This window comes from Micromonospora sp. NBC_01739, assembly GCF_035920385.1.
GTDB lineage: Bacteria > Actinomycetota > Actinomycetes > Mycobacteriales > Micromonosporaceae > Micromonospora.
This window is the reverse complement of record NZ_CP109151.1, coordinates 3,463,075-3,485,072: the sequence shown is the minus strand read 5'-3', so window position 1 is coordinate 3,485,072 and position 21,998 is coordinate 3,463,075. Positions and strand designations below refer to the sequence as shown.

The 21,998-nt window shown below is 71.7% G+C and carries 24 protein-coding genes and 1 pseudogene; 20 read left to right on the top strand and 5 right to left on the bottom strand.

The genetic code is table 11. The annotated features are described in order from the left end of the window. The first annotated feature begins 44 nt into the window (after positions 1-44). The 12 genes and pseudogenes from OIE53_RS15515 (at position 45) to OIE53_RS15460 (ending at position 7,789) form a co-directional block, all read left to right on the top strand. Entirely contained in the window at positions 45-692 is a 648-nt protein-coding gene (locus tag OIE53_RS15515; protein ID WP_327022258.1) for a DUF402 domain-containing protein, read from the top strand. Positions 693-937: 245 nt separating this feature from the next. After that, positions 938-1,384, top strand: coding sequence for a 30S ribosomal protein S16 (rpsP, locus tag OIE53_RS15510; RefSeq protein ID WP_327022257.1), 447 nt, complete (start codon positions 938-940; stop codon positions 1,382-1,384). Continuing rightward, positions 1,359-1,619 carry an RNA-binding protein gene (locus tag OIE53_RS15505; protein ID WP_357530361.1) on the top strand — a complete coding sequence of 87 codons (261 nt, stop codon included), beginning with the start codon at positions 1,359-1,361 and terminating at the stop codon, positions 1,617-1,619. The genes rpsP and OIE53_RS15505 overlap by 26 nt, the downstream gene beginning before the upstream one ends. Continuing rightward, positions 1,619-2,182, top strand: a complete 564-nt coding sequence (rimM, locus tag OIE53_RS15500) for a ribosome maturation factor RimM (RefSeq protein ID WP_327022256.1) — start codon at positions 1,619-1,621, stop codon at positions 2,180-2,182. Before OIE53_RS15505 ends, rimM begins: the two co-directional genes overlap by 1 nt. Positions 2,183-2,200: 18 nt before the next feature. Next, positions 2,201-2,977, top strand: coding sequence for a tRNA (guanosine(37)-N1)-methyltransferase TrmD (gene trmD, locus OIE53_RS15495; RefSeq protein WP_327022255.1), 777 nt, complete (start codon positions 2,201-2,203; stop codon positions 2,975-2,977). A 142-nt stretch (positions 2,978-3,119) separates the two neighbouring features. Next, positions 3,120-3,476, top strand: coding sequence for a 50S ribosomal protein L19 (gene rplS / locus OIE53_RS15490; protein WP_327022254.1), 357 nt, complete (start codon positions 3,120-3,122; stop codon positions 3,474-3,476). A gap of 183 nt (positions 3,477-3,659) precedes the next feature. Beyond that, positions 3,660-4,534, top strand: a pseudogene (lepB, locus tag OIE53_RS15485) (signal peptidase I). Between the two features lie 9 nt (positions 4,535-4,543). After that, entirely contained in the window at positions 4,544-5,179 is a 636-nt protein-coding gene (lepB, locus tag OIE53_RS15480) for a signal peptidase I (protein WP_327022252.1), read from the top strand. A gap of 53 nt (positions 5,180-5,232) precedes the next feature. Further along, positions 5,233-5,718 (top strand): NUDIX hydrolase, encoded by a 486-nt coding sequence (locus tag OIE53_RS15475; RefSeq protein WP_327022251.1) that lies wholly within the window; start codon positions 5,233-5,235, stop codon positions 5,716-5,718. Then, positions 5,712-6,524 (top strand): ribonuclease HII, encoded by an 813-nt coding sequence (locus OIE53_RS15470; protein WP_327022250.1) that lies wholly within the window; start codon positions 5,712-5,714, stop codon positions 6,522-6,524. The genes OIE53_RS15475 and OIE53_RS15470 overlap by 7 nt, the downstream gene beginning before the upstream one ends. Further along, complete coding sequence (locus tag OIE53_RS15465) at positions 6,521-6,844, top strand: DUF2469 domain-containing protein (protein WP_007075222.1); 324 nt, start codon at positions 6,521-6,523, stop codon at positions 6,842-6,844. The genes OIE53_RS15470 and OIE53_RS15465 overlap by 4 nt, the downstream gene beginning before the upstream one ends. Before the next feature lie 213 nt (positions 6,845-7,057). After that, positions 7,058-7,789, top strand: coding sequence for a M23 family metallopeptidase (locus tag OIE53_RS15460; protein ID WP_393337665.1), 732 nt, complete (start codon positions 7,058-7,060; stop codon positions 7,787-7,789). Here the strand turns inward: OIE53_RS15460 and OIE53_RS15455 are convergent. The 5 genes from OIE53_RS15455 to OIE53_RS15435 form a co-directional block, all read right to left on the bottom strand. Then, entirely contained in the window at positions 7,677-8,858 is a 1,182-nt protein-coding gene (locus OIE53_RS15455; protein WP_327022249.1) for an aminotransferase class V-fold PLP-dependent enzyme, read from the bottom strand. The two genes, OIE53_RS15460 and OIE53_RS15455, sit on opposite strands and share 113 nt — an antisense overlap. Positions 8,859-8,946: 88 nt before the next feature. After that, entirely contained in the window at positions 8,947-10,032 is a 1,086-nt protein-coding gene (locus tag OIE53_RS15450; RefSeq protein WP_327022248.1) for a tyrosine recombinase XerC, read from the bottom strand. Between the two features lie 10 nt (positions 10,033-10,042). Then, entirely contained in the window at positions 10,043-11,263 is a 1,221-nt protein-coding gene (locus OIE53_RS15445; protein ID WP_327022247.1) for a DNA-processing protein DprA, read from the bottom strand. Beyond that, positions 11,260-12,777, bottom strand: a complete 1,518-nt coding sequence (locus OIE53_RS15440) for a YifB family Mg chelatase-like AAA ATPase (RefSeq protein WP_327022246.1) — start codon at positions 12,775-12,777, stop codon at positions 11,260-11,262. Before OIE53_RS15440 ends, OIE53_RS15445 begins: the two co-directional genes overlap by 4 nt. Next, positions 12,777-13,136, bottom strand: a complete 360-nt coding sequence (locus OIE53_RS15435; RefSeq protein ID WP_327022245.1) for a YraN family protein — start codon at positions 13,134-13,136, stop codon at positions 12,777-12,779. Before OIE53_RS15435 ends, OIE53_RS15440 begins: the two co-directional genes overlap by 1 nt. Positions 13,137-13,365: 229 nt before the next feature. Between OIE53_RS15435 and OIE53_RS15430 the strand changes: the two genes are divergently transcribed. From OIE53_RS15430 to OIE53_RS15395, 8 genes are all read left to right on the top strand, one after another. Next, positions 13,366-14,310: a hypothetical protein gene (locus OIE53_RS15430; RefSeq protein ID WP_442791346.1), complete on the top strand. Its 945-nt coding sequence runs from the start codon at positions 13,366-13,368 to the stop codon at positions 14,308-14,310. Positions 14,311-14,620: 310 nt separating this feature from the next. After that, entirely contained in the window at positions 14,621-15,478 is an 858-nt protein-coding gene (gene rpsB, locus OIE53_RS15425) for a 30S ribosomal protein S2 (RefSeq protein ID WP_327022244.1), read from the top strand. Positions 15,479-15,610: 132 nt separating this feature from the next. Continuing rightward, positions 15,611-16,438, top strand: coding sequence for a translation elongation factor Ts (gene tsf, locus OIE53_RS15420; RefSeq protein ID WP_327022243.1), 828 nt, complete (start codon positions 15,611-15,613; stop codon positions 16,436-16,438). A gap of 150 nt (positions 16,439-16,588) precedes the next feature. Continuing rightward, positions 16,589-17,356, top strand: coding sequence for a UMP kinase (pyrH, locus tag OIE53_RS15415; RefSeq protein ID WP_327022242.1), 768 nt, complete (start codon positions 16,589-16,591; stop codon positions 17,354-17,356). A gap of 79 nt (positions 17,357-17,435) precedes the next feature. Next, positions 17,436-17,993 carry a ribosome recycling factor gene (gene frr, locus OIE53_RS15410; RefSeq protein WP_327027231.1) on the top strand — a complete coding sequence of 186 codons (558 nt, stop codon included), beginning with the start codon at positions 17,436-17,438 and terminating at the stop codon, positions 17,991-17,993. Positions 17,994-18,310: 317 nt separating this feature from the next. Further along, entirely contained in the window at positions 18,311-19,546 is a 1,236-nt protein-coding gene (locus tag OIE53_RS15405; RefSeq protein WP_327027230.1) for a phosphatidate cytidylyltransferase, read from the top strand. Positions 19,547-19,638: 92 nt separating this feature from the next. Further along, complete coding sequence (gene rlmN / locus OIE53_RS15400; RefSeq protein WP_327022241.1) at positions 19,639-20,790, top strand: 23S rRNA (adenine(2503)-C(2))-methyltransferase RlmN; 1,152 nt, start codon at positions 19,639-19,641, stop codon at positions 20,788-20,790. Positions 20,791-20,821: 31 nt separating this feature from the next. Further along, a complete protein-coding gene (locus OIE53_RS15395; protein ID WP_327022240.1) occupies positions 20,822-21,964 on the top strand; it encodes a DivIVA domain-containing protein in 1,143 nt (380 codons plus the stop codon). Positions 21,965-21,998 lie beyond the last annotated feature (34 nt).

Sequence of the window (21,998 nt, the reverse complement as noted above, 5' to 3'; positions counted from 1 at the left end):
AGAAGTGCAAGATCGCGGGGAATGGGGGGCGGTAGGGTCGGGGGGTGAGGTTTGAGGTGGGGCGGTTGGTGGTGCACCGTAATGTGCGCCGGGGGCGGATCGGGTGGGTTCGGCCCGCCCGGGTGGTCAGTGATGACGAGCGGGGGCTGCTGCTCTGGGTGGCCGAGGGGTCGCCGGTGGCCGGCGAGGTGAACGCCGACGGGCTGGGGATGCGGGCGGTTCCGTTCGCGCAGTGGCTCACTCCGACCTTCCAACTGAAGCAGGGGCGGTGGAACGGGCCGCCGCTGCTGAAGTTCCTGCCTGCCGGGGCGGCGCATTCCGTCTGGTGGTTCCGCGACCCGCAGGGGCGTTTCGCCGGGTGGTACGTCAACCTGGAGGAGCACGGGGTCCGGTGGGACGACGGCGGGCTGGCCGGGGTCGACATCGTGGATCAGGATCTCGATGTGTGGGTGCGCCCGGACCGCAGCTGGGAGTGGAAGGACGAGGGCGAGTTCGTCGAGCGGCTGGCCTTCCCAGAGCACTACTGGGTGACCGACGAGGCGGCCGTACGAGCCGAGGGCAAGCGGGTGATCGCCCTGGCCGAGGCCGGGGAGTTCCCCTTCGACGGCACCTGGTGCGATTTCACCCCACCCCCGCAGTGGGTGCCCCCGGAGCAGTTGCCCACCGGCTGGGACCGCCCACCCGCACGCTGAGCCGGCTGTGTTCTGCGTCACTTCGGGGCCACTGCGGGTGACCCGCCCCGGTCCGATGTGAGGGATCCCGGGTGGATCTGGCAGAATGGCTGGCTGGTATCCGGCGCGCGTCCGGCGCCCTCTAACCCGGGCGTGCCGCCAGTCCACCCGAGCTGTCTCCGGCCCAACCCCACTGTGCCGGTTGGCGCTCACCCGTGCACACCGCCCACCTGGGCCGGTGAGATCGCAACAGGAGCGAAACAACCGTGGCCGTAAAGATCCGGCTCCTGCGGATGGGCAAGATCCGCAACCCGCAGTACCGCATCGTCATCGCCGACTCGCGTACCAAGCGCGACGGCCGGGCGATCGAGTTCGTCGGGATCTACCAGCCGAAGGAAGACCCTTCGGTGATCGAGGTCAAGTCGGAGCGGGTCCAGTACTGGCTGTCCGTCGGCGCCCAGCCGAGCGAGGCGGTGCAGCGGCTGCTGGAGCTGACCGGTGACTGGCAGAAGTTCAAGGGCCTGCCGGCCCCGCCGCCGCTGAAGGTGGCGCCGGAGCGGGTCGACCGCACGGCCGCCTACGAGGCCGAGGCCAAGGCCGCCGCCGGTGTGGCGGACACCCCGGCCAAGCCGGCCAAGAAGGCCGCCAAGGCCGAGGCGGAGGCGCCGAAGGCCGAGGAGCCGGCCGCTGCGGACTCCGGTGAGCAGGCCTGACATGGCACTGCGGCCGGCGTTGGAGCACCTGGTCAAGGGCATCGTCGATCACCCCGATGACGTACGCGTCCGGATGGTCGACTCCCGTCGGGGCAAGCGGCTCGAAGTCCGCGTGCACCCCGAGGACCTGGGCACCGTGATCGGGCGGTCCGGTCGGACCGCCAAGGCACTGCGCCAGGTGATCGGCTCCATCGGTGGGCGCGGCGTGCGCGTCGACATCGTCGACTCGTACTGATGCAGCTCATCGTCGGCAGGATCGGCAAGCCGCACGGCATCCGCGGTGAGGTCACCGTGGAAGTGCGTACGGACGAGCCCGAGACGCGGTTCGCCCCCGGCATGGTGTTGACCACCATGCCGGGGGCGGTTCCCCGTGGCCGCCAGGAGCCGGCCGCCAGTCCGGGAGAGCGCTACGAGGTGCCCGCCGAGCTGACCGTGGAGGCTGCCCGCTGGCACCAGGGTCATCTCCTGGTCGCCTTCGACGGCGTGCTGGACCGCAACGTCGCGGAGGCGTTGCGGGGCACCCTGCTCGCCGTGGACAGCGCCGACGTGGCCCCGCCGGAGGACCCGGAGGAGTTCCACGACCACCAACTGGTCGGGCTGGCCGTGGTCACCCCGGCCGGGGAGCGACTGGGCGAGGTGGCCCGGATCGACCACGCACCCGCCTCGGATCTGCTGGTGCTGCGTCGCCCCGAGGGACGTACCGCGCTGATTCCCTTCATCAAGGTGATGGTCCCCGAGGTCGATCTCGCCGGTGGTCGCGTCGTGGTCGACCTGCCTGACGGCCTGCTCGACCTCTGATCCCGCGGAGCACCCCTGATGCGTGTCGACATCGTGTCGATCTTCCCGGAGTACTTCGCCCCCCTGGATCTGTCCCTGATCGGCAAGGCTCGGGCCAACGGCACCCTGCGGCTGGGCGTACACGATCTGCGTACCTGGACCCACGACGTGCACCGCACGGTCGACGACACCCCGTACGGCGGTGGGCCGGGCATGGTGATGCGGCCCGAGCCCTGGGGTGCGGCCCTGGACGCCCTGGCCCCCGCGGAGTCGGCGGCGACCCCCCGACTGCTGGTGCCCTCCCCGGCCGGGGTGCCCTTCACCCAGGCGTTGGCGTACGAGTGGGCCGCCGAGCCGCACCTGATCTTCGCCTGCGGCCGGTACGAGGGCATCGACCAGCGGGTCCTGGACCACGCGGCCACCCGGATGCCGGTCACCGAGGTCAGTCTGGGCGACTACGTGCTCTTCGGTGGCGAGGTGGCCGTGCTGGTGATCCTGGAGGCGGTCACCCGGCTGCTGCCCGGGGTGCTCGGCAACGCCGGCTCGCTGACCGAGGAGTCACACGCCCACGGGCTGCTGGAAGCGCCGATGTACACCAAGCCGGCGGCCTGGCGGGGGCTGGAGGTGCCGGAGGTGCTGCGCTCCGGCGACCACGGGCGGATCGCCCGCTGGCGCCGCGACGAGGCCCTGCAGCGCACCGGCCGACGTCGGCCGGACATGCTGGCCGCCCTCGACCCTGAGCAGTTGGACAAACGGGACGTGGCGACCCTCGACCGGGCCGGGTTTCCGGTGCCCGGACGGGATATGGCAAAGTAGAGGGGTTGCCGCAGTCGTCTGCGCCGTGGACGGCTGCGAGGATCCCCGACCGGGGTCGGTTCCACCGGCCGCCATCCGGGGATCAGTATCACCCATTCGCGCGCCGATTGACGGTGCGCCGTGAGCCTCACGAGGACGAGCGATGAACATCCTGGACGCTCTTGACGCCCAGTCGAAGCGCACCGACCTTCCCGACTTCCGCGCCGGTGACACCGTGAAGGTGCACGCGCGAGTGGTCGAGGGTAACCGCTCCCGGGTCCAGATCTTCCAGGGCGTGGTCATCCGTCGCCAGGGCGCCGGACTGCGCGAGACCTTCACCGTCCGCAAGCTCAGCTTCGGCGTCGGTGTCGAGCGGACCTACCCGATCAACAGCCCGGCGATCGACCGGATCGAGGTCGTGACCCGTGGTGACGTCCGCCGCGCCAAGCTCTACTACCTGCGCGAGCTGCGGGGCAAGAAGGCCAAGATCAAGGAGCTGCGCGAGAAGCAGCCGAGCTGACCTCGCGCTGCGCCACGCCGCCTCAGCTGCGCGTATGTCGTACCGGCCAGACCGCACTACCCTGGTCGTACGGGCGCAGCGGGGCGGCGACCCGCCATGGCCGGCGGGTGACCTCCACTACCGCCCGGGAAGTCTCGACGAGACTGCCGGGCGGTAGTCGTATCTGCGGACCGGGGAGTGGGCGTGGTACAGGCGCTTGACGACAGCGGCTCGGTTGATCCGTGGCGACGACGGGCCCGGCGTGAGAAACGGCAGATGCCGCTCTGGCAGGAGTTGCCGCTGCTGCTCGTCGTGGCCTTCTGCCTGGCGGTGCTGATCCGTACCTTCCTGCTCCAGGCGTTCTTCATCCCCTCGGGGTCGATGGAGGACACCCTGCTGGTCGGGGACCGGGTCCTGGTCAACAAGGTCGTCTACAACGTGCGGGATCCGCAGCGTGGCGAGGTGGTGGTCTTCCGGGGCACCGACCAGTGGGTCCCGCAGGTGGACGTGGAGCCGGCCGGGGGTTTCACCGACCGGCTAGGCCGCACGGTGGGTGACCTGGTCGGGCTGAGCCGCCCGGGGGAGAAGGACTTCATCAAGCGGGTCATCGGCCTGCCGGGTGACCGGGTCAGCTGCTGCGACGAGCAGGGGCGGGTGCTGGTCAACGGCACCCCGCTGGACGAGTCCGCGTACGTGCTGCGGGACTCCCCCCTGGAGTTGCCCCCCAACCCGCAGGAGTGCCGGTCCCGGCGGTTCGAGGAGATCGTGGTCCCGCCCGGTCAGATGTTCGTGCTCGGCGACCACCGGCTCGTCTCCCAGGACGCCCGCTGCCAGGGCACGGTGCCGATTGACAACGTGGTGGGCCGGGCCTTCGCGGTGGTCTGGCCCTCCAGCCGCTGGCACACTCTGCCGGTGCCGGAGACCTTCGCCGAGGTGCCTCCGGCGGTCACGGCCACCGGCGGGGCGGCCCCACCGGTGCGGCCCACGACCGAAGGAGGGGTGGTCCTGGTGCTTCCGATCGCGGCCACCCTAGCCGTTCTAGCGCGTTCCACGCGGTGGCACCGATCCGGGCAACGTAGGCTCCTCCCGTGATTGACGAGCAGACCGACAAGCCACGCCACTCGTTCTGGAAGGAACTTCCCATCCTGCTGGGGGTGGCGATCCTGGTCGCGGTACTGGTGCGGGCCTTCGTACTGCAGACCTTCTTCATCCCGTCGCCCTCCATGGAGAACACCCTCAAGATCGATGATCGGGTGCTGGTCAACAAGTTGGTGTACAACTTCCGGACCCCGCACCGGGGCGAGGTGATCGTCTTCAAGGCCCCGGTCGAGTGGAGCGGCAACCCCGCGGGCGAGGACTTCATCAAGCGGGTGATCGGGGTCGGCGGGGATCGGCTGGTCTGCTGCGACGCCCAGGACCGTCTGGTGATCAACGGGGTGCCGCTGGACGAGCCGTACATCTTCTCCTTCGACGGCAACCGGGACAAGCCGGCGGACCAGGAGTTCGACGTCGTCATTCCGCAGGGTCGGCTCTGGGTGATGGGTGACCACCGTTCCGCCTCCGGTGACTCCCTGGAGCACTACCAGCAGTCCGGGGAGAACGTCACCGCGGCGACCATCCCGGAGAAGGACGTAGTGGGCCGGGCCTTCACGGTCTTCTGGCCGTTCAACCGGGCCACCCTGCTGACCGTGCCGGAGGAGTTCGAGGCCATTCCCACCCCCTGAGGTGTCGGGGACGGGACGTGGGCGTTGTCGGCCACGTCTGGCAATCTGGTGCGGTGACGCTCTACACCCCGAGGCGCGCCGCCCGGGTGCTCCTGGTCGACCGGGCCGACCGGTTGCTGCTCTTCCGGGGCTTCGATCCCGCCCGTCCGCAGGACGGACGCTGGTGGTTCACCCCGGGTGGCGGACTGGACCCGGGGGAGAGCTACCCCGAGGGCGCGGCGCGGGAGTTGGCGGAGGAGACCGGGTTGCGGTTGGCGATGACCCAGTTCGGTGAGCCGGTGCACGCCGAGGTGACGGAGTTCTCCTTCGACGGGGTGTGGTACCGGCAGGAACAGCGGTTCTTTCTGGTGCGGGTCGCCGCACACGAGGTCGACACGACGGGATTCAGCGAGGTGGAGCGCAACAGCGTGGACGGTCACCGGTGGTGGTCGGCCCAGGAACTGCGCAGCACCGCCGAGCGGTGCTACCCCCTGGACCTCCCCGAGGTCCTGACCCGGGCCCTGGCCTCTACGGCCACGGCTCCCGGTGCGCCATGCTGACCCCGCCGCGCACGGTGGTGCGCCGGGAGGCCGGGCTGTACGCCCTGGAGCGGGCCCTGCAACGGCGTGGCTTCCGGTACGTCGCCGGTGCCGACGAGGCCGGCCGGGGGGCCTGCGCCGGGCCGCTGGTGGCCGCCGCCGCGGTGCTGCCGGAAGGGCGGCGAGGTGAGATCGAGGGCCTGGCCGACTCCAAGCTGCTCACCCCGGCGAGCCGGGAGCGGGTGTACGCCGAGGTCGTCGCGCGTGCCCTGGCATACGCCGTGGTGGTCATCCCGGCCGAGGAGGTCGACGCCCGGGGGCTGCACGTGTGCAACCTGGCCGCGATGCGTCGGGCGCTGGCCTCGCTGACCGTGCGACCGGAGTACGTGTTGACCGACGGGTTCGGGGTCGACGGCCTGGACGTGCCCGGTCTGGCCGTGTGGAAGGGCGACCGGGTGGCGGCCTGCGTAGCGGCGGCCAGCGTCCTGGCCAAGGTGACCCGGGACCGGATCATGGTCGACCTGGAGGCTACCTACCCGGGGTACGGCTTCGCCGAGCACAAGGGGTACATCACCGCCGATCACACGGCGGCCCTGCGCGAGCGGGGTCCGTGCCGGGAACACCGGTTCTCCTACGTCAACGTAGCGGCCGTCTCCGGCCTGGACGGCCGTCCACCCCGCTCCCGTCGACCGCTGGGCGCAAGCTGGGACGAGCCGATGGAGCGCTCAGGCTTCGCAGGGGGTACCGTCGGCGTGGCGTTGGGCGAGCAGCCTCAGCCTCCGGCGTCGGTGGGGGAAGATGTGGTCATGGAAGGCGGAGTGCGATGAGCGCGGAAGATCTCGAAAAGTACGAGACCGAGATGGAGCTACAGCTCTACCGGGAGTACCGCGACATCGTCCGTCAGTTCTCCTACGTGGTGGAGACCGAGCGGCGGTTCTATCTGGCCAACCAGGTCGACCTGCACGTGCGCAACTCCGACGGCGAGGTCTACTTCGAGGTCGAGATGCACGACGCCTGGGTGTGGGACATGTATCGTCCCGCCCGGTTCGTCAAGAACGTGCGGGTGATGACCTTCAAGGACGTCAACGTCGAGGAGCTGGAGAAGCCGGACATCTCCCTGCCGGCCGACTCCGGCTTCGGCGGCTGATCCCTGCTGAACCCCGGTTGATCTCCGGCCGGTTTCCGCGCGGTGGACCCCCACCCGCCGCGATCGGTCCACACTGGCGGTCCGGCCCGGCTGTCGTCAGGCCATAGCAGATCAGCTTCGTCGGCGTGGGTTGTCCACAGGGCCCCGCGTCGTCCACAGGCGACCCTTGCCGGGCAGCGAGGCCGCCCCAGGATCGGCACACTCGCCGCCATGGTGACCCGAACCCGGGCGCTCTGCGCCCTCCTGCTGCTGCCCCTCCTCATGCCGACCCTCTCCTCGTCCGGACAGCGGTCGTCCCCCACCATGCTGCCGCTCTCAACGGTGGTGGCTGGTCCGTCGGGGGTGGTGCCGTCGCCCAGCGTCGTGCTGTCGCCAGGGGGCGGGTCTGCCGGGCAGGGGTACCGGTGGCCGGTCGAGGGGGTGCCTCGACCGGGCCGCCGGTTCGATCCTCCGGCTCGGCCCTGGCTGTCCGGCCATCGTGGGGTGGATCTGATCGCCCCGGCGGGCGCGCCGATCCGGGCCGCCGGCAGCGGCACGGTCTCGTACGCCGGTCTGGTCGCCGGCCGGCCGGTGATCTCGGTGACCCACCCCGACGGGCTGCGCACCACCTACGAGCCGGTGGAACCGGTGGTCACGGTCGGCACGGCGGTGGCGGCCGGCACCCTCCTGGGGGTCCTGGCGCCCGGGCACCTGGGCTGCCCCGAGGCGGCCTGCCTGCACTGGGGGCTGCGCCGGGGTACTGACTACCTGGACCCGTTGGCCCTGCTCGGTCTCGGTCGCACCCGGCTGCTGCCGCTGGCCGAGGAGCCGATCAGCCTGGCCGGGAAGCCGGTCAGCGTTGGGCCAGCAGGGCGGGCAGCCGCCCGGCTAGCCGGTCGTACTCGTCGGGCGAGTTGTACACCTGGCCGCACAGCCGCAGCCAGCCCTGCCCGTTCCAGGGGTTGACCGCGACCTGGATGGCGAGCCGCTCGGCGATCCGGGCCCGCAGCGCCAGGGCGCCCTCGACCGTGGTGGCCAGCCCTGGCGGCAACGGGATGATCCGCATGGCGACCGTGGGTCCGCCGGGCTCGGGCAGATCGGCCGGCCGCACCCCCAGGGCATCCCCCACCACCCGCTGGCCGTACGCCGCCAGAGCCGCGTTGTGCGCGCGCACCCGGTCCACCCCGAGGGTACGCAGCAGGTAGAGCCCCACCGGGGCACTCAGCCAGGCGGTGTAGTCCGCGGTCGCCTGCCACTCCACCCGGCTGGGGAAGCCGGCCGCCTGCTCCCAGGAGACCACCAGGGGTTCGATGCGGTCCCGCCAGGACGGGGCGACCACCAGCACGGCCGTGCCACGGGGGGCGTACCCCCACTTGTGCAGGTTGCCGACCCAGAAGTCGGCCCCGATGCTCTGCACGCTCGCCGGCAGCATCCCGGGAGCGTGGGCGGCGTCGACGAGCACGGACACCCCGTGTTCCCGCGCCACCCCGACGATGGCGGCGACCGGCAACAACCGTGCCGTGGCCGAGGTGAGCTGGTCGACCACGAGCAGCCGGGTACGCCCCGGACGCAGCCCGGACCGGACGATCTGCACGATCTCCTCGGTGGTCGCCGACAGTGGCACCGGCAGCACCCGATGGGTCGCTCCGCTGCGGCGGCACTCCCGGGCGATGGCGAAGTCGACCGCACCGTAGCCATGATCGGTGGTGAGCACCTCGTCGGCCGGGCCCAGCCCTAGGGACTGCAACACCACCGCCACCCCGGTGGTGGCGTTGACGGTCAGGGCGGTGCCGTCCGGGTCGGCGCCGAGGAAGCCGGCCAGGTGCCGGCGGGCGTGGGTGATCCGGTCGACCAGGCCGGTGGCGAAGAAGCGCAGCGGGTCGGCCTCCATCTCGTCCCGCAACCGCTGCTGGGCCCGCTGCACGATGATCGGCACTGCGCCGAACGAGCCGTGGTTGAGGTGACTGACCGCCGGGTCGAGGGAGAAGAGCAGGCGGGCGCCCGTCATAGGCTCAGGCGGAGGCGGGACGCTCACCGGATGATCGTAACGCCACCCCCGGGCCCTGGGTGATGGATCTTGATCGGAAAGTGTTCCGCCATTCGGGCGCTGTCGTGGCCGCGACTTAGGCGCGGGGGTGGGCCTGGCGGTACGCCGCACGTAGCCGATCGACCGAGACATGGGTGTAGACCTGCGTACTGGCCAGCGAGGAGTGGCCCAGCAACTCCTGTACCGCGCGCAGGTCCGCCCCGCCTTCGAGCAGGTGGGTGGCGGCCGAGTGGCGCAGCGCGTGCGGTCCGATCCGGGGCAGGTCGGCGGCCTCGGCGTACGCACCGACGATCCGGCGGGCGGTGGTCGGATTCAGCCGGCCACCCCGGGCGCCGAGCAGCAGCGCCTCTCCGGAGGCCGGGACCGCCAGCACGGGCCGCCCGTGTCGCAGCCACTCGTCGAGGGCCCGCTGCGCCGGCAGGCCGTACGGCACGGTCCGTTCCCGGCCACCCTTGCCCCGGACCCGGACCACCCGCCGGCCATGGTCGACATCGGCCAGGTCGATGCCGCACACCTCACTGACCCGCACCCCGGTGCCGTAGAGCAACTCCAGCAGCACCCGGTCACGCCACCGCACCGCCCGAGCCACCCGCTCTCCGTCCTCGGCACCCTCCGCTTCCTCTGTGCCGGTGCCATCGGCGGTGGGAGGGCCAGCCGTGGGGTGGGCGTCGGCCTCGGGGGTGGGATGGGCGCCGGAAGTGGCGCGGCCATCGGCGGTGGATCGGGTGGGTGCCTCGACGAGGAGGGCGGCCTGGTCGGCGCGGAGCACGGTGGGCAGGGTGCGCTGCGGGCGGGGACTGGCGAGGGTGGCGGCCACATCCGTGGGCAGCAGCCCGCCCCGGTGCGCCCAGGCACTGAAGGTGCGTGCCGCCGCCGCGCGTCGGGCCAGCGACGCCCGGGCGGCTCCCATGGTGCGCTGCTTGGCCAGCCAACTGCGTACCGTGTCCAGGTCCAGTTCGGCCACCTCGGCGGCGCCCATCCGATGCGCGTGATCCAACAGGGAGACCAGATCGGCGACGTACGCCCGTACGGTGTGGGCCGAACGGTTGCGGACCGAGGCCAGGTGCCGGGCGAACTCGTCCACCGCCTCGCGCAGCGGCTCCGGCAGCGCCGCGTGCACGGCCCGGGTGCCACGGGCGCTGCGACCTTCCGTACCCCCCACGGGTCACAGCCTAGGGTCGGGTGCCTCCGCCCGCGACACCGTCAGGGTGGGCGGCTCGGCGGGCGCCTGGGGCCGTCACCAGGGCGTAGCCGTCGCCGCGGCGAACCACCAGGGCCAACTCCTCCAACAGGGACAGCTTGCGCAGCACGGTGCGTACCGCCAGACCGGCGCGACCGGCCAGGTCGTCCACCCCGATCGTGCCCCGTCGGGGCATCACCTCCACGATCGCCCGGGCGTCGTCGTCGATCAGGTCGGTGGGTCGCTGCGGACCCCGTGGCACCGGGGCCAGTTCCCCGATCCGACCCACCTCCTCCAGCACCTGAGCCAGCCCGGTCACCAGGCGGGCATTCGGTTCCTCCCGCAGGAACTCGTGGGTGCCGACCGACATCGCCGAGGTGACCGGACCGGGCACCACCATCGCCGGTTTGTGCAGCGCCAGGGCCCGTCGGGTGGTCTGGGTGGCGCCGCTGCGGGCCGCCGCCTCCACCAGCACGGTGCCCTTCGTGCCGGCCGCGATCACCCGGTTGCGGATCAGGAAACGGGGACGAAGCGGCTCGGCCTCCGGCGGCCATTCGCTGACCAGCAGCCCGGAGTCGGCGATCCGGTCGAACAACGCCGTGTTACCCATCGGGTAGGGGCGGTCCACTCCACAGGCCAGCACCGCGACCGTCCGGCCGCCCGCGCTCAGCGCGCCCCGGTGTGCGGCGGCGTCGATGCCGAAGGCACCGCCGGAGACGACCGTCCAGTCCCGGTCGGCCAGGCCGTAACCCAGGTCCCTGGCGACATGCAGGCCGTACGGGGTGGCGGCCCGTGCCCCGACCACGGCCACCGACCGGTCCAGCGTCTCGGCCAGCGGCAACGGCCCGCGTACCCAGAAGCAGAGGGGTGGGGCGGTCTCCCGGTCGACCCGGCGGCGCGCATCCTCCAGCACGAGGGTGCGCAGTTGCTCGACCGAGGCGGGCCACTCGTCGTCATCCGGCACGATGACGCGGGCACCTAGCCGTTCGCCGCGTTCCAGGGCCTCGGCGGCGATGGCCCGCGCATCCCCGGCCTGGCGGCGGGCCGCCACGCTGTCGCGTAACTCCTCCTGGGGCGCCCCGCCGTCGAGCAGCAGATCCAGGGCGGCCACCGGGCCGAGTTCGTCGACCAGCGCGTACACCGAGCGGGTGCCCGGCTCGGCCAGCCAGGTCAACGCCACCCGGGCCAGTGTGGTCTCGTCGTACGTGCTCATATGCCCTCTCCCGTCCTGAGGTGGATGGCCTCGCCGACGTCGTGTCGGTCCGGGCGGGGGCGCCCGTCGAGGTCGGCGATGGTCCAGGCGAGCCGGATGACCCGGTCGAAGCCGCGCGCGGAGAGCGACCCCGAGTCGAGCCGGGCTCGTAGTTCGGCGGTGTCGGCGGCGGGTAGCTGCCACGGGGGCCGGCGCAGTTGCTGACCGGGCACCTCCGCGTTGAGGCGGCGACCCAACACCGACCAGCGCTCCGCCGCCGCCCTACGAGCGGCCAGCACCCGGGACGCCACCACCGCGGAGGACTCGTGGGTGCCCGCCTCCATCAGGTCGGCGGCGCGCATCGGCAGCAGCCGCACCTGAAGATCGATCCGGTCGAGCAGGGGACCGGAGAGTCGACCCAGGTAGCGGCGGCGGGCCTGCGGGGGACACTCGCACCGGTCGTCGCCGGCCGGACTGGCGCACGGGCAGGGATTGGCCGCGATCACCAGCTGTGCCCGGGCGGGGTACTCGGTGCCGCCCCGGCTACGGGCCAACCGCACCCGACCGTGCTCCAGCGGTTGGCGTAACGCCTCCAGGGCGGCGCGGCTGAATTCCGGAGCCTCGTCCAGAAAGAGCACCCCTCGGTGGGCCAGCGAGATCGCGCCGGGCCGGGCCATCCCCGTCCCGCCGCCGACGATGGCCGGGATGGTCGCGGTGTGGTGCGGGGCCTGGAACGGGGGCCGCCGCAGCAGCCCACCCTCCGCCGGCAACAGCCCGGCGATCGAGTGCAGCGCGGTCACCTCCAGGGCGGCGGCGTCGTCCAGCTCCGGCAGAATCGAGGGCAGACGCTCGGCCAGCATCGTCTTGCCGGCCCCCGGCGGGCCGATCAGCGCCAGGTGGTGGCCCCCGGCGGCAGCCACCTCCAGGGCCCGCCGACCGAGCCCCTGCCCGGCCACCTCGGCCAGATCGGGGCCGGGATCGGCCGGCGGCGGCAGGTGGGTCGGGGGCTCGATCAGGGGTACGCCGTCGCGGACGTAGGCGATCAGCCGGTGCAGGGTGTCCACGCCGCGTACCCGCAGGCCGGGCACCACGGCGGCCTCGGCGCTGTTGGCGGCCGGCACGATCACCCGCTGGACCCCGGCCCGGGCCGCCGCGGCGGCCATCGGCAGCACCCCCCGGACCGGTCGGACGGTGCCGTCCAGGCCCAGTTCGCCGAGGATCACCACGCCCTCCAGCGGGGCCAGGGGCAGCTCACCGGAGCCGCCGAGCAGCGCCGCCGCGATCGCCAGGTCGAAGGCCGAGCCGAACTTGGGCATGGTGGCCGGTAGCAGGTTCAGGGTGATCCGCCGGTTCGGCCAGCGCTGGCCGGAGTTGACCACGGCGGCGCGGACCCGGTCCCGGGCCTCGTGCAGGGCGGTGTCCGGCAGCCCGGAGATGACCACGGCGGGCAGGCCGGGTGCGAGATCCGCCTCCACCTCCACCAGATGACCGGTGACCCCGACCAGGCCGACACAGAGCACCCGGGCGTAGCTCATCAGAAGGCTCCCTTGAGATGTTCGACCTGGGCCCGGCCGGTGCGCGGCAGCAGGACCGAGACGACGTCGAAGCGGATCTCCTCGGCGGTAGTGCCGGTGGCCGCCAGCCACGCCACGGCGAGCCGACGCAGCCGGCGGGCCTTGCGGCTGACCACCGCCTCGGCCGGGGTGCCGAAGTCGTGGTTGCGGCGGGTCTTCACCTCGCAGATGACGAGCACCGGCCCGTCCCAGGCCACGATGTCGATCTCTCCGGAGGGGCAGCGCCAGTTCCGGGCCACCGGGCGCAGCCCTGCCTCGATCAGGTGCCGGACGGCGCAACGCTCCCCGTACCCGCCGACCGCCTGGTTCCGCTTGCTCATGGCCGGCACCCTGCCGGGACCGGAGCCGTCGAGGTGCCCCCGGTGGTACGACCTGTGGACAACGGGAGGTGTTGTGGACAGCCGGACGATCATGCCCTTGGTGTGCTAAGGCGGGCCTGAGTGACGAATCAGCCTCTTGCTCTGCGTACCCGGTCGAATCGCCCTTCCGGTCCTGGTCAGGGCCGGGGCCGAATGGCGACCGGCCGGTTGGTCGCATACCGTGCCGGACGTGGATGGACGACGTAGCTTTGCCGATGATCAGGAGTCGCGTTGGTACCCCGGCGACCGTGATTACCGCGACCCGGACTGGCTCGGCACGGCGCAGGCGAGACACCTGGACGACCAGCCGCCGGTGGCCCCCGAACAACGGGTCGACGACGAGGACCGGTACGACACCTCGGCGCGGCGCTTCGGCGGTGCGGATCCCCTGGCCGAGACCTCGGCCGAGCCCGAGCGCTACCGGGCCTCGCGCGCCCGGCGAGCCGGGTCGACCGACCCGGACATCTCCGGTGAGCTGCCCACCGAACGGTCGCCCTGGCGGACCGCCCAGGAGACCAGCCCGCCGGTGGCTGGAGATCCCCTGGGTGACCCGACCCGCCCGGCGCCGATGGTGAGCGACCCGGCCCCGCTGGCGTCCGTGGTGGGTGACCCGGCCCGGCCCGTGCCGCTGGCCGGGTATCCGATCGTGGAGGCCAAACGGGGCACGGAGGCGGTGAATCCCCTGGAGCAGCCGACCGGGCCGATGCCGCCGGTGGCCCCTCGGGGTGACCTGTCGGCGGGGGAGGCCGGGACGGACACCGGCTTCCGGCCGGCGGCCGGGGAAGCCGGCTACCAGGTGCCGGGCGTACCGGCCGGGTCGCCCAGCGGCGACGGGGTCTACCGGACCCGCCGACCGGTGCTCGCGGTGCTGTTCGCCGTCCTGTTGGTGATCCTCGAGGTGCCGGCCCTGCGGGTGTTGCTGCACGGGGCGACCGCGGATCCGGTTTCCGCCGCCGATGTGCTGGTGGGTACCTTCCTGGTGGTCGGTCTGCCGATCTTCGCGGCCGGTCTGTACGGGCTGCGGACCACCGGGTTCGCGCTCACCGACGGGGCACGCGGCTGGCTACGCCCGCCCACCGCCTACCTGACCGTCGGCCTGGCGCTCTTCCTCGCCGCGGCGCTGGCCGCCGGCTGACCCACCTGCCGCTCCACCGGCTGACCATCTGGGCGCTCGGAGGTGTTAACAAGGGGCCCTTGCTCTACCGCAGGCGTTAACAGGGGGCCCTTCCTTGCACCCGGGGGCTGGGCGGTGGGGCAGGGGCGTACACTGGTCGACTGGCGACCGCCTCGCGCGGTCGACCTCGCGTGCCCTCCTCACGAAGTCGTCGTGCGGCGGCGGCCTCCCTGGTCCCGACCTGTCGGGCCCATCCTGGCCGACGACCGGGCACCAGGCCACTCGGCCGCCGGCCGAGCGGACGAACCAGGGACCCCAAGGAGTACGAACCATGGCCGTCGTGACCATGCGTCAGCTGCTGGAAAGTGGTGTTCACTTCGGGCACCAGACCCGGCGCTGGAACCCGAAGATGAAGCGCTTCATCTTCACCGAGCGCAATGGCATCTACATCATCGACCTGCGCCAGACCCTCGACTACATCGAGAAGGCGTACGAGTTCGTGCGCAACACGGTGGCCGAGGGCGGCAGCATCCTGTTCGTCGGCACCAAGAAGCAGGCCCAGGAGGCCATCGCCGAGCAGGCGACCCGGGTCGGCCAGCCGTACGTCAACCACCGCTGGCTCGGCGGCATGCTGACCAACTTCCAGACGGTGTACAAGCGGCTGCAGCGGATGAAGGAGCTGGAGGCCCTCGGTGACCTCAGCGGCACCGCTGCCGGCTACACCAAGAAGGAGACCCTTCAGCTCTCCCGCGAGAAGATCAAGCTCACCAAGACCCTCGGTGGTCTGCGGGACATGCAGAAGCTCCCGGCCGCGGTCTGGATCGTCGACACCAAGAAGGAGCACATCGCCGTCGACGAGGCCCGCAAGCTGGGCATCCCGGTGATCGCCGTGCTCGACACCAACTGCGACCCGGACGAGGTCGACTTCCCGATCCCGGGCAACGACGACGCGATCCGCTCGGCCGAGCTGCTGACCCGGGTCGTGGCCGCCGCCGTCGCCGACGGCCTGATCGCCCGTTCCGGCCGTCGCCGTGGTGGCGACGAGAAGCCGGAGGCCGGTGTCGCCACCGACGAGCCGCTGGCCGAGTGGGAGCGCGAGCTGCTCGAGGAGCCCAAGAAGGCTGACGAGGAGCCCGCCGCCGCCACCGAGCCGGCCCCCGAGCAGCCGGCTGCCGTTTCCGGTCAGTGATCCCGCCGCCGTCCGGTCACCGTCGATTCGCTGATGGTGACCGGCGGCGACCAGGTCGGCACGAACTTCCCGAATCCGGGTAACCGGCACCTCAGACCATCCCATCGCAATCTCAACACCGAAGAGAGAGCCATGTCCCAGATCACCGCCGCGGACGTCAAGAAGCTCCGCGACCTGACCGGCGCCGGCATGATGGACAGCAAGAAGGCCCTGACCGAGGCCGAGGGCGACTTCGACAAGGCCGTCGAGATCTTGCGCGTCAAGGGCGCCAAGGATGTCGGCAAGCGGGCCGGTCGTACCGCCGCCAACGGGCTGATCGCCCACGCCGGCCAGGCCCTGCTCGAGTTCAACTGCGAGACCGACTTCGTCGCCAAGAACGACGCCTTCATCGCTCTGGCCCAGCAGTTGGTCGAGCACGGTGAGCGTTCCGGCGTGAGCAACGCCGAGGAACTGCTGGCCAGCGAGATCGACGGCCGTCCGGTCGCCGACCTGGTCCAGGAGCAGTCGGCCAAGATCGGCGAGAAGCTGGTGCTGAACCGCTTCGCCAAGCTCGACGGCACGGTCGCGGTCTACCTGCACCGTAAGGCCCAGGACCTGCCCCCGGCGGTCGGCGTGATGGTGCAGTACACCGGCAAGACCGACGAGGCCGCCGACGCCGACGCCCGCGCCGCTGCCATGCAGATCGCCGCGATGCGTCCGCAGTACCTCACCCGTGACGAGGTGCCGGCCGAGGTCGTCGAGTCCGAGCGGCGCATCGCCGAGCAGACCGCCCGGGAGGAGAACAAGCCCGAGGCGGCCCTGCCGAAGATCGTCGAGGGTCGGGTGAACTCCTTCTTCAAGGACTTCGTCCTGCTGGAGCAGTCCTCGGTCACCGACAACAAGAAGACCGTGAAGCAGGTGCTGGCCGAGGCCGGCATCGAGGTCACCCGCTTCGTGCGGTTCGAGGTCGGCCAGGCCTGAGCCGCCGTCGGGCGCCCTGCGCCCGTGGGCTGAGCAACGACACGACGAGGAGGCCGCCGGTGTACGCGACAGGCACCGCGGCCTCCTCGTCCCATAAGGTCGACAGCGGCAGATATGCACCCGGTGTACCGGTGGGGGAAGGACGGGCGGATGACGCAGGTTGTGAGTGATCGGACGCTGGCGGCGGACGACCCTACGGCGCCACCGCCCGGCCGGTCCCGTCGGGTGGTGTTGAAGCTTTCCGGCGAGGTGTTCGGTGGTGGCGCGATCGGCGTCGACCCGGACGTCGTACAGGCCATCGCCCGGCAGATCGCCACGGTGGTACGGCGCGGGGTGCAGGTTTCCGTGGTGGTCGGCGGCGGCAACTTCTTCCGGGGTGCGGAACTCCAGAAGCGGGGCATGGACCGGGCCCGGGCGGACTACATGGGCATGCTCGGCACCGTGATGAACTGCCTGGCCCTGCAGGACTTCCTGGAGAAGGAAGGCATCGAGACCCGGGTGCAGAGTGCGATCACGATGGCCCAGGTCGCCGAGCCGTACATCCCCCTGCGGGCGATCCGGCACCTGGAGAAGGGCCGGGTGGTCATCTTCGGTGCCGGGGCGGGAATGCCGTACTTCTCCACGGACACGGTGGCCGCCCAGCGCGCGTTGGAGATCCACGCGGACGTGGTGCTGATGAGCAAGAACGGCGTGGACGGGGTCTACACCGCCGACCCGCGGATCGACCCGACCGCCAGCAAGTTCGACTCGATCACCTTCTCCGAGGTGCTGCGCCGCAACCTGCGGGTCGCCGATGCCGCCGCTTTCAGCCTCTGCATGGAGAACGGTCTGCCGATGCTGGTCTTCGGCGCCCAGGGGGACGACACCATCGTCCGAGCGGTGGGCGGCGAGAAGATCGGCACGCTGATCACCACCTGAAGCGACCGTCGATCTGATCTCGACGGCCCCGGTGACCGACAAGCCCCACGACGAGCACAAGAAGGAGGCGAGGAGAACGGTGATCGACGACACCCTCCTCGAGGCCGAGGAGAAGATGGAGCGTGCGGTCGAGCACGCCAAGGAGGAGTTCGGTGCCATCCGCACCGGCCGCGCCACTCCGGCCATGTTCTCCAAGGTCATCATCGACTACTACGGCACCCCGACCCCGCTGACCCAGATGGCGTCGGTGGCCGTCCCGGAGCCGCGGATGGCCATCATCAAGCCGTACGACAACTCGCAGCTCAATGCCATGGAGAAGGCGATCCGCGACTCGGATCTCGGGGTCAACCCGAACAACGAGGGCAACCAGCTGCGCATCCTGCTCCCGCAGATGACCGAGGAGCGCCGCCGCGACATGATCAAGGTCGCCCGGCACAAGGGTGAGGAAGCCAAGGTCGCCATCCGCAACATCCGCCGCAAGGGCAAGGAAGAGCTGGACCGGCTCGTCAAGGACGGCGAGGTCGGCGAGGACGACGGCCGCCGCGCGGAGAAGGAACTGGACGACCTGACCCAGCGGTACGTCGGGCACGTCGATGAACTGGTCAAGCACAAGGAGACCGAACTCCTGGAGGTCTGAGCGCGCACCCGGTCGCTGGTGCCCGGCCCGTCCGCCTGGCCCGCCCCCGCCAGGTTGGTCCGGAGGTTCTCGTCATCGCCGATGGAGGCGACGGCGCCAACCTCATGATCAACCCGGTGGGGGTCGAGGGCGGGTGCGGGCTGCGGAGCGGACAGGTGCAGTAGGCTCGGCAGGATTCCCAGTGATCCGGGCATACCAGGATGGGGATCGGTCAACCGACTGGCCGGCAAATCAGACGGAGCGCCTCGCGCGGGTAGGGGAATGGCAGTGGTTGTGCGGCAAGTGGTGGATTCCGTCCCGCTCTCGTCCGGTGCGTGATGTCCCACCTCGACCCCTACGGTGGTGCCGAGGCCCGTGGCTGGGATCGGCCGGACCAACCCACCCAACTGCCCTGGCCTGAACCGGATCTCGACCCCGGCACCGGCCCCTGGGCCGGTCAGCCGCAGGTCGGCGCCGAACGGTACGCCACCCCGACCGCCCAGTTCGAACCGGTGCCCGGCACCGCCGGCCTCCTCGGTCACGAGGAGGCCCCGACCGGGCAGATCGAGCGGGTCCCGGCCGGTGTCGGCCTCGATCACGAGGACGCGCCGACCGCCCAGTTCGCCCCGGTGCCCGGGGAGGAACCCGCCGCCGAGCAGTCGCCCTCCGGTAAGCGTCATCGGGGTCGGCGCCGCGCAGGCGGCGGACGGCCGCCCGCCGGGCCACCGGCCCCGAGCCCCGGCCAGCCGCCGTCGACCGGCCGCGCCGGACGGAACCTGCCGGCGGCCATCTCGGTCGGCCTCGGCCTGGGGGCCCTGGTCCTGCTGCCGCTGTTCCTCTACACCCCCTCCTTCCTGCTGGTGCTCGCCGGCGCCTTCGGGGTGGGCATCTGGGAGATGTCCCGCGCGGTACGCCGGGCCCGGGCCGTGGTGCCCCTGGTACCCCTGATCGCCGGTGGGGTGCTGACGGTCACCATCGCCTGGTTCGGTGGACTGGACGCCCTGCTGCTCGGGCTGCTGGTCACGATCGCGGGCACCCTCGTCTGGCGGCTCGGGGACGGCCCGGCCAACTTCCGGCGGGACATGACCGCGGCCACCATGATCGCGGTGTACGTGCCCTTCCTCGGCGGCTTCGCCGCCCTGCTGGCGGCCTCCCCGGACGACGGGGCGTTGCGGGTGCTGGTGACCCTGGTAGCCGTGGTGCTCTCCGACACCGGGGGGTACGCCGCCGGCGCCAACTTCGGCAAGCATCCGATGGCCCCGACGATCAGCCCGAAGAAGTCCTGGGAGGGCTTGCTCGGCTCGGTCAGCGCGGCGGCGCTGGGCAGCGCTGTGCTGCTCTGGCTGCTGTTCGACGTGGCCCCGTGGTGGGGAGCGGTGTTCGGGGTGGCGGTCTCCGGTGCCGCCGTCCTCGGTGACCTCGCCGAGTCCATGATCAAGCGGGACCTCGGGGTCAAGGACATGAGCAATCTGCTGCCCGGGCACGGCGGCCTGATGGATCGCCTCGACTCGGTGCTGTTCGCCGTGCCGACGGCGTACCTGCTGCTCGTGGTCCTCGTCCCGGCGGTGAGCTGAGGCATGGCTCACGTCGGACCAGCCTTCACGGGTCCGATCCAGGCCCTCTGGCCGGGTGCGTTCCCGGTCGGGCGTGACAGACTGGACAGGTCATGACGAGTCTGCCCCTGATTCCGGTCGACCCGGACGCGCCCGGTGCGCGCCGGGCCTCGATGCCACCGCAACATCTCGCCGACCTCGATCTGGCCGGCCGAAAAGCCCTGGTCACCGACCTGGGTGAGCCGGCCTTCCGGGCCCGGCAGATCTCCACCCACTACTTCGGCCGGCTGGTACGCGACCCGGCCCAGATGACCGACCTGCCGGCGGCCTCCCGCGAGCGGCTGGCCGACCAGCTGCTGCCCAGGCTGCTCAACCCGGTGCGCGAGCTGGCCTGCGACGACGGAGCGACCCGCAAGGCGCTCTGGCGGCTGCACGACGGGTCGCTGGTGGAGAGTGTGCTGATGGGTTACTCCGATCGGGTGACCGTCTGCATCTCCAGCCAGGCCGGCTGCGGGATGGCCTGCCCCTTCTGCGCCACCGGCCAGGCCGGTCTGACCCGCAACCTCTCCACCGCCGAGATCGTCGACCAGGCGGTCTACCTGGCGGGGGTGGCCGCCTCCGGTGTGGTGGCGGGTTCACCGGCCAGGTTGTCGCATGTCGTCTTCATGGGCATGGGCGAGCCGCTGGCCAACTACAACCGGGTGGTGGCCGCGATCCGTCGGCTGGTCGCACCGGCCCCCGAGGGCCTGGGGTTGTCGCAGCGGCACATCACCGTTTCCACGGTCGGCCTGGTGCCGGCCATCCACCGACTGGCCAGCGAAGACCTCTCGGTGACTCTTGCGTTGTCGCTGCACGCCCCCGATGATGAGCTGCGCGACGAACTTGTGCCGGTCAACCAGCGCTGGAAGGTGTCCGAGGTGCTGGACGCCGCCTGGACGTACGCGGCTCGCACGGGGCGTCGTGTGTCGATCGAATACGCGATGATCAAGGACGTGAACGACCAGCCGTGGCGAGCCGACCTGCTCGGGCGGTTGCTGGCCGGCAAGCTGGCCCACGTGAACCTGATCCCACTCAATCCGACTCCGGGCAGCCGCTGGGACGCCAGCCCGAAGCCGGTGGAGCGGGAGTTCGTCCGGCGGTTGCGCGACGCCGGGGTGTCCACCACCGTTCGGGACACCCGAGGTCGCGAGATCGACGGGGCGTGTGGGCAGCTGGCCGCCGCGGAGGACATGGGCACGGACCCGGCCGGGAACCTGCCGGCATGACCGGGCGTGGCGAACGAGACCAGGAGACATAGTGGCGAGTCAGGGTCAGCGTTTCCGGCGTAAGGCGCTCCGCCGGGGATACAAGGTTGACGAGGTGGACACTTTCCTGGACCGGGTCGAGGCGACCCTCGCCGGCCAGCCGGTGGGGGCACCGGTGACCTCGCAGGAAGTCCACGACGTCGTCTTCCGGGTTCGCTTCAACGGCTACGACGAGTGGCAGGTCGACCTGCACCTCGACCGGGTCGAGCGACAGCTGGCCGAGCTTGAGGAACGGGGCACCGGCCGGGCCGGTGGCGAGGCCCGGATGAGCCCGCCGGACCGGATGGGTCCGCCCATACGCGAGGACCGGGGCATGGCCGCGATGCCCCAGCCGCCGATGCCACCCCGACCGATGCCGGCCCAGGCCGGCCCGTACAACCGCTATGACGAGCCCACCGGTGCGTTCGCCGGAGGGTACGACGCACCTCGCGGCGGCTACGACGCGCCGCGCGGCCCGGGTGGGCCGATGGGACCGGGTGCCCCCGGGGGTCCCGGCCCGATGGGTCACGGCGCCCCGCCTCGCGGCCTGCCGGCCGGGCCGGGCGGCTACGGCCCACCGGATCGGGCGGACAGCTACGGCCCCCCGGACAGCTACGGGCCGCCGGATCGGGCGGAGAAGTACGGTCTGCCGGAGCGGCCGGGCGGCTACGGGCCCCCGGACGGGCCGGGCGGTTACGGTCCGCCGGACGAGCCGCGCTTCGACGGCTTCGAAGCGGGCCGACGCGCCCGTACGGACATGACCGCGGAGATCCGTATGTCGGACCGTGACCTGCGGCGCGGCCCGGCAGGCCCCCCTGCGGTGCCGCAACAGGCCCTGGGTGGCCCCTCGATGGCGGGACCCTCGGGACCCCCGGCGGGCGGCCCGCCGATGGCCGGCCCTCCCGGCAGCGATCTCTACCAGGTGGACCAGATCCGGCGCAGTTTCCAGGTGCGTCGCTTCGGCAGCGGGTACGACCCCGACCAGGTCGACCGCTTCTTCGACACCCTCCTGGGCGGGATGGCCGGACGTAACCCGATGCCGATCAACCCGAAGGACCTGGACACGCTGCGCTTCGGCCTGGTGCAGGGTGGCTACTTCGAGGCGGAGGTCGACGCCGCCCTCAAGGACGTGCAGAACATCCTGTTCGGCCGCTGAACCGGTACCGACGAATCGGGCCCGCCCTCCGATC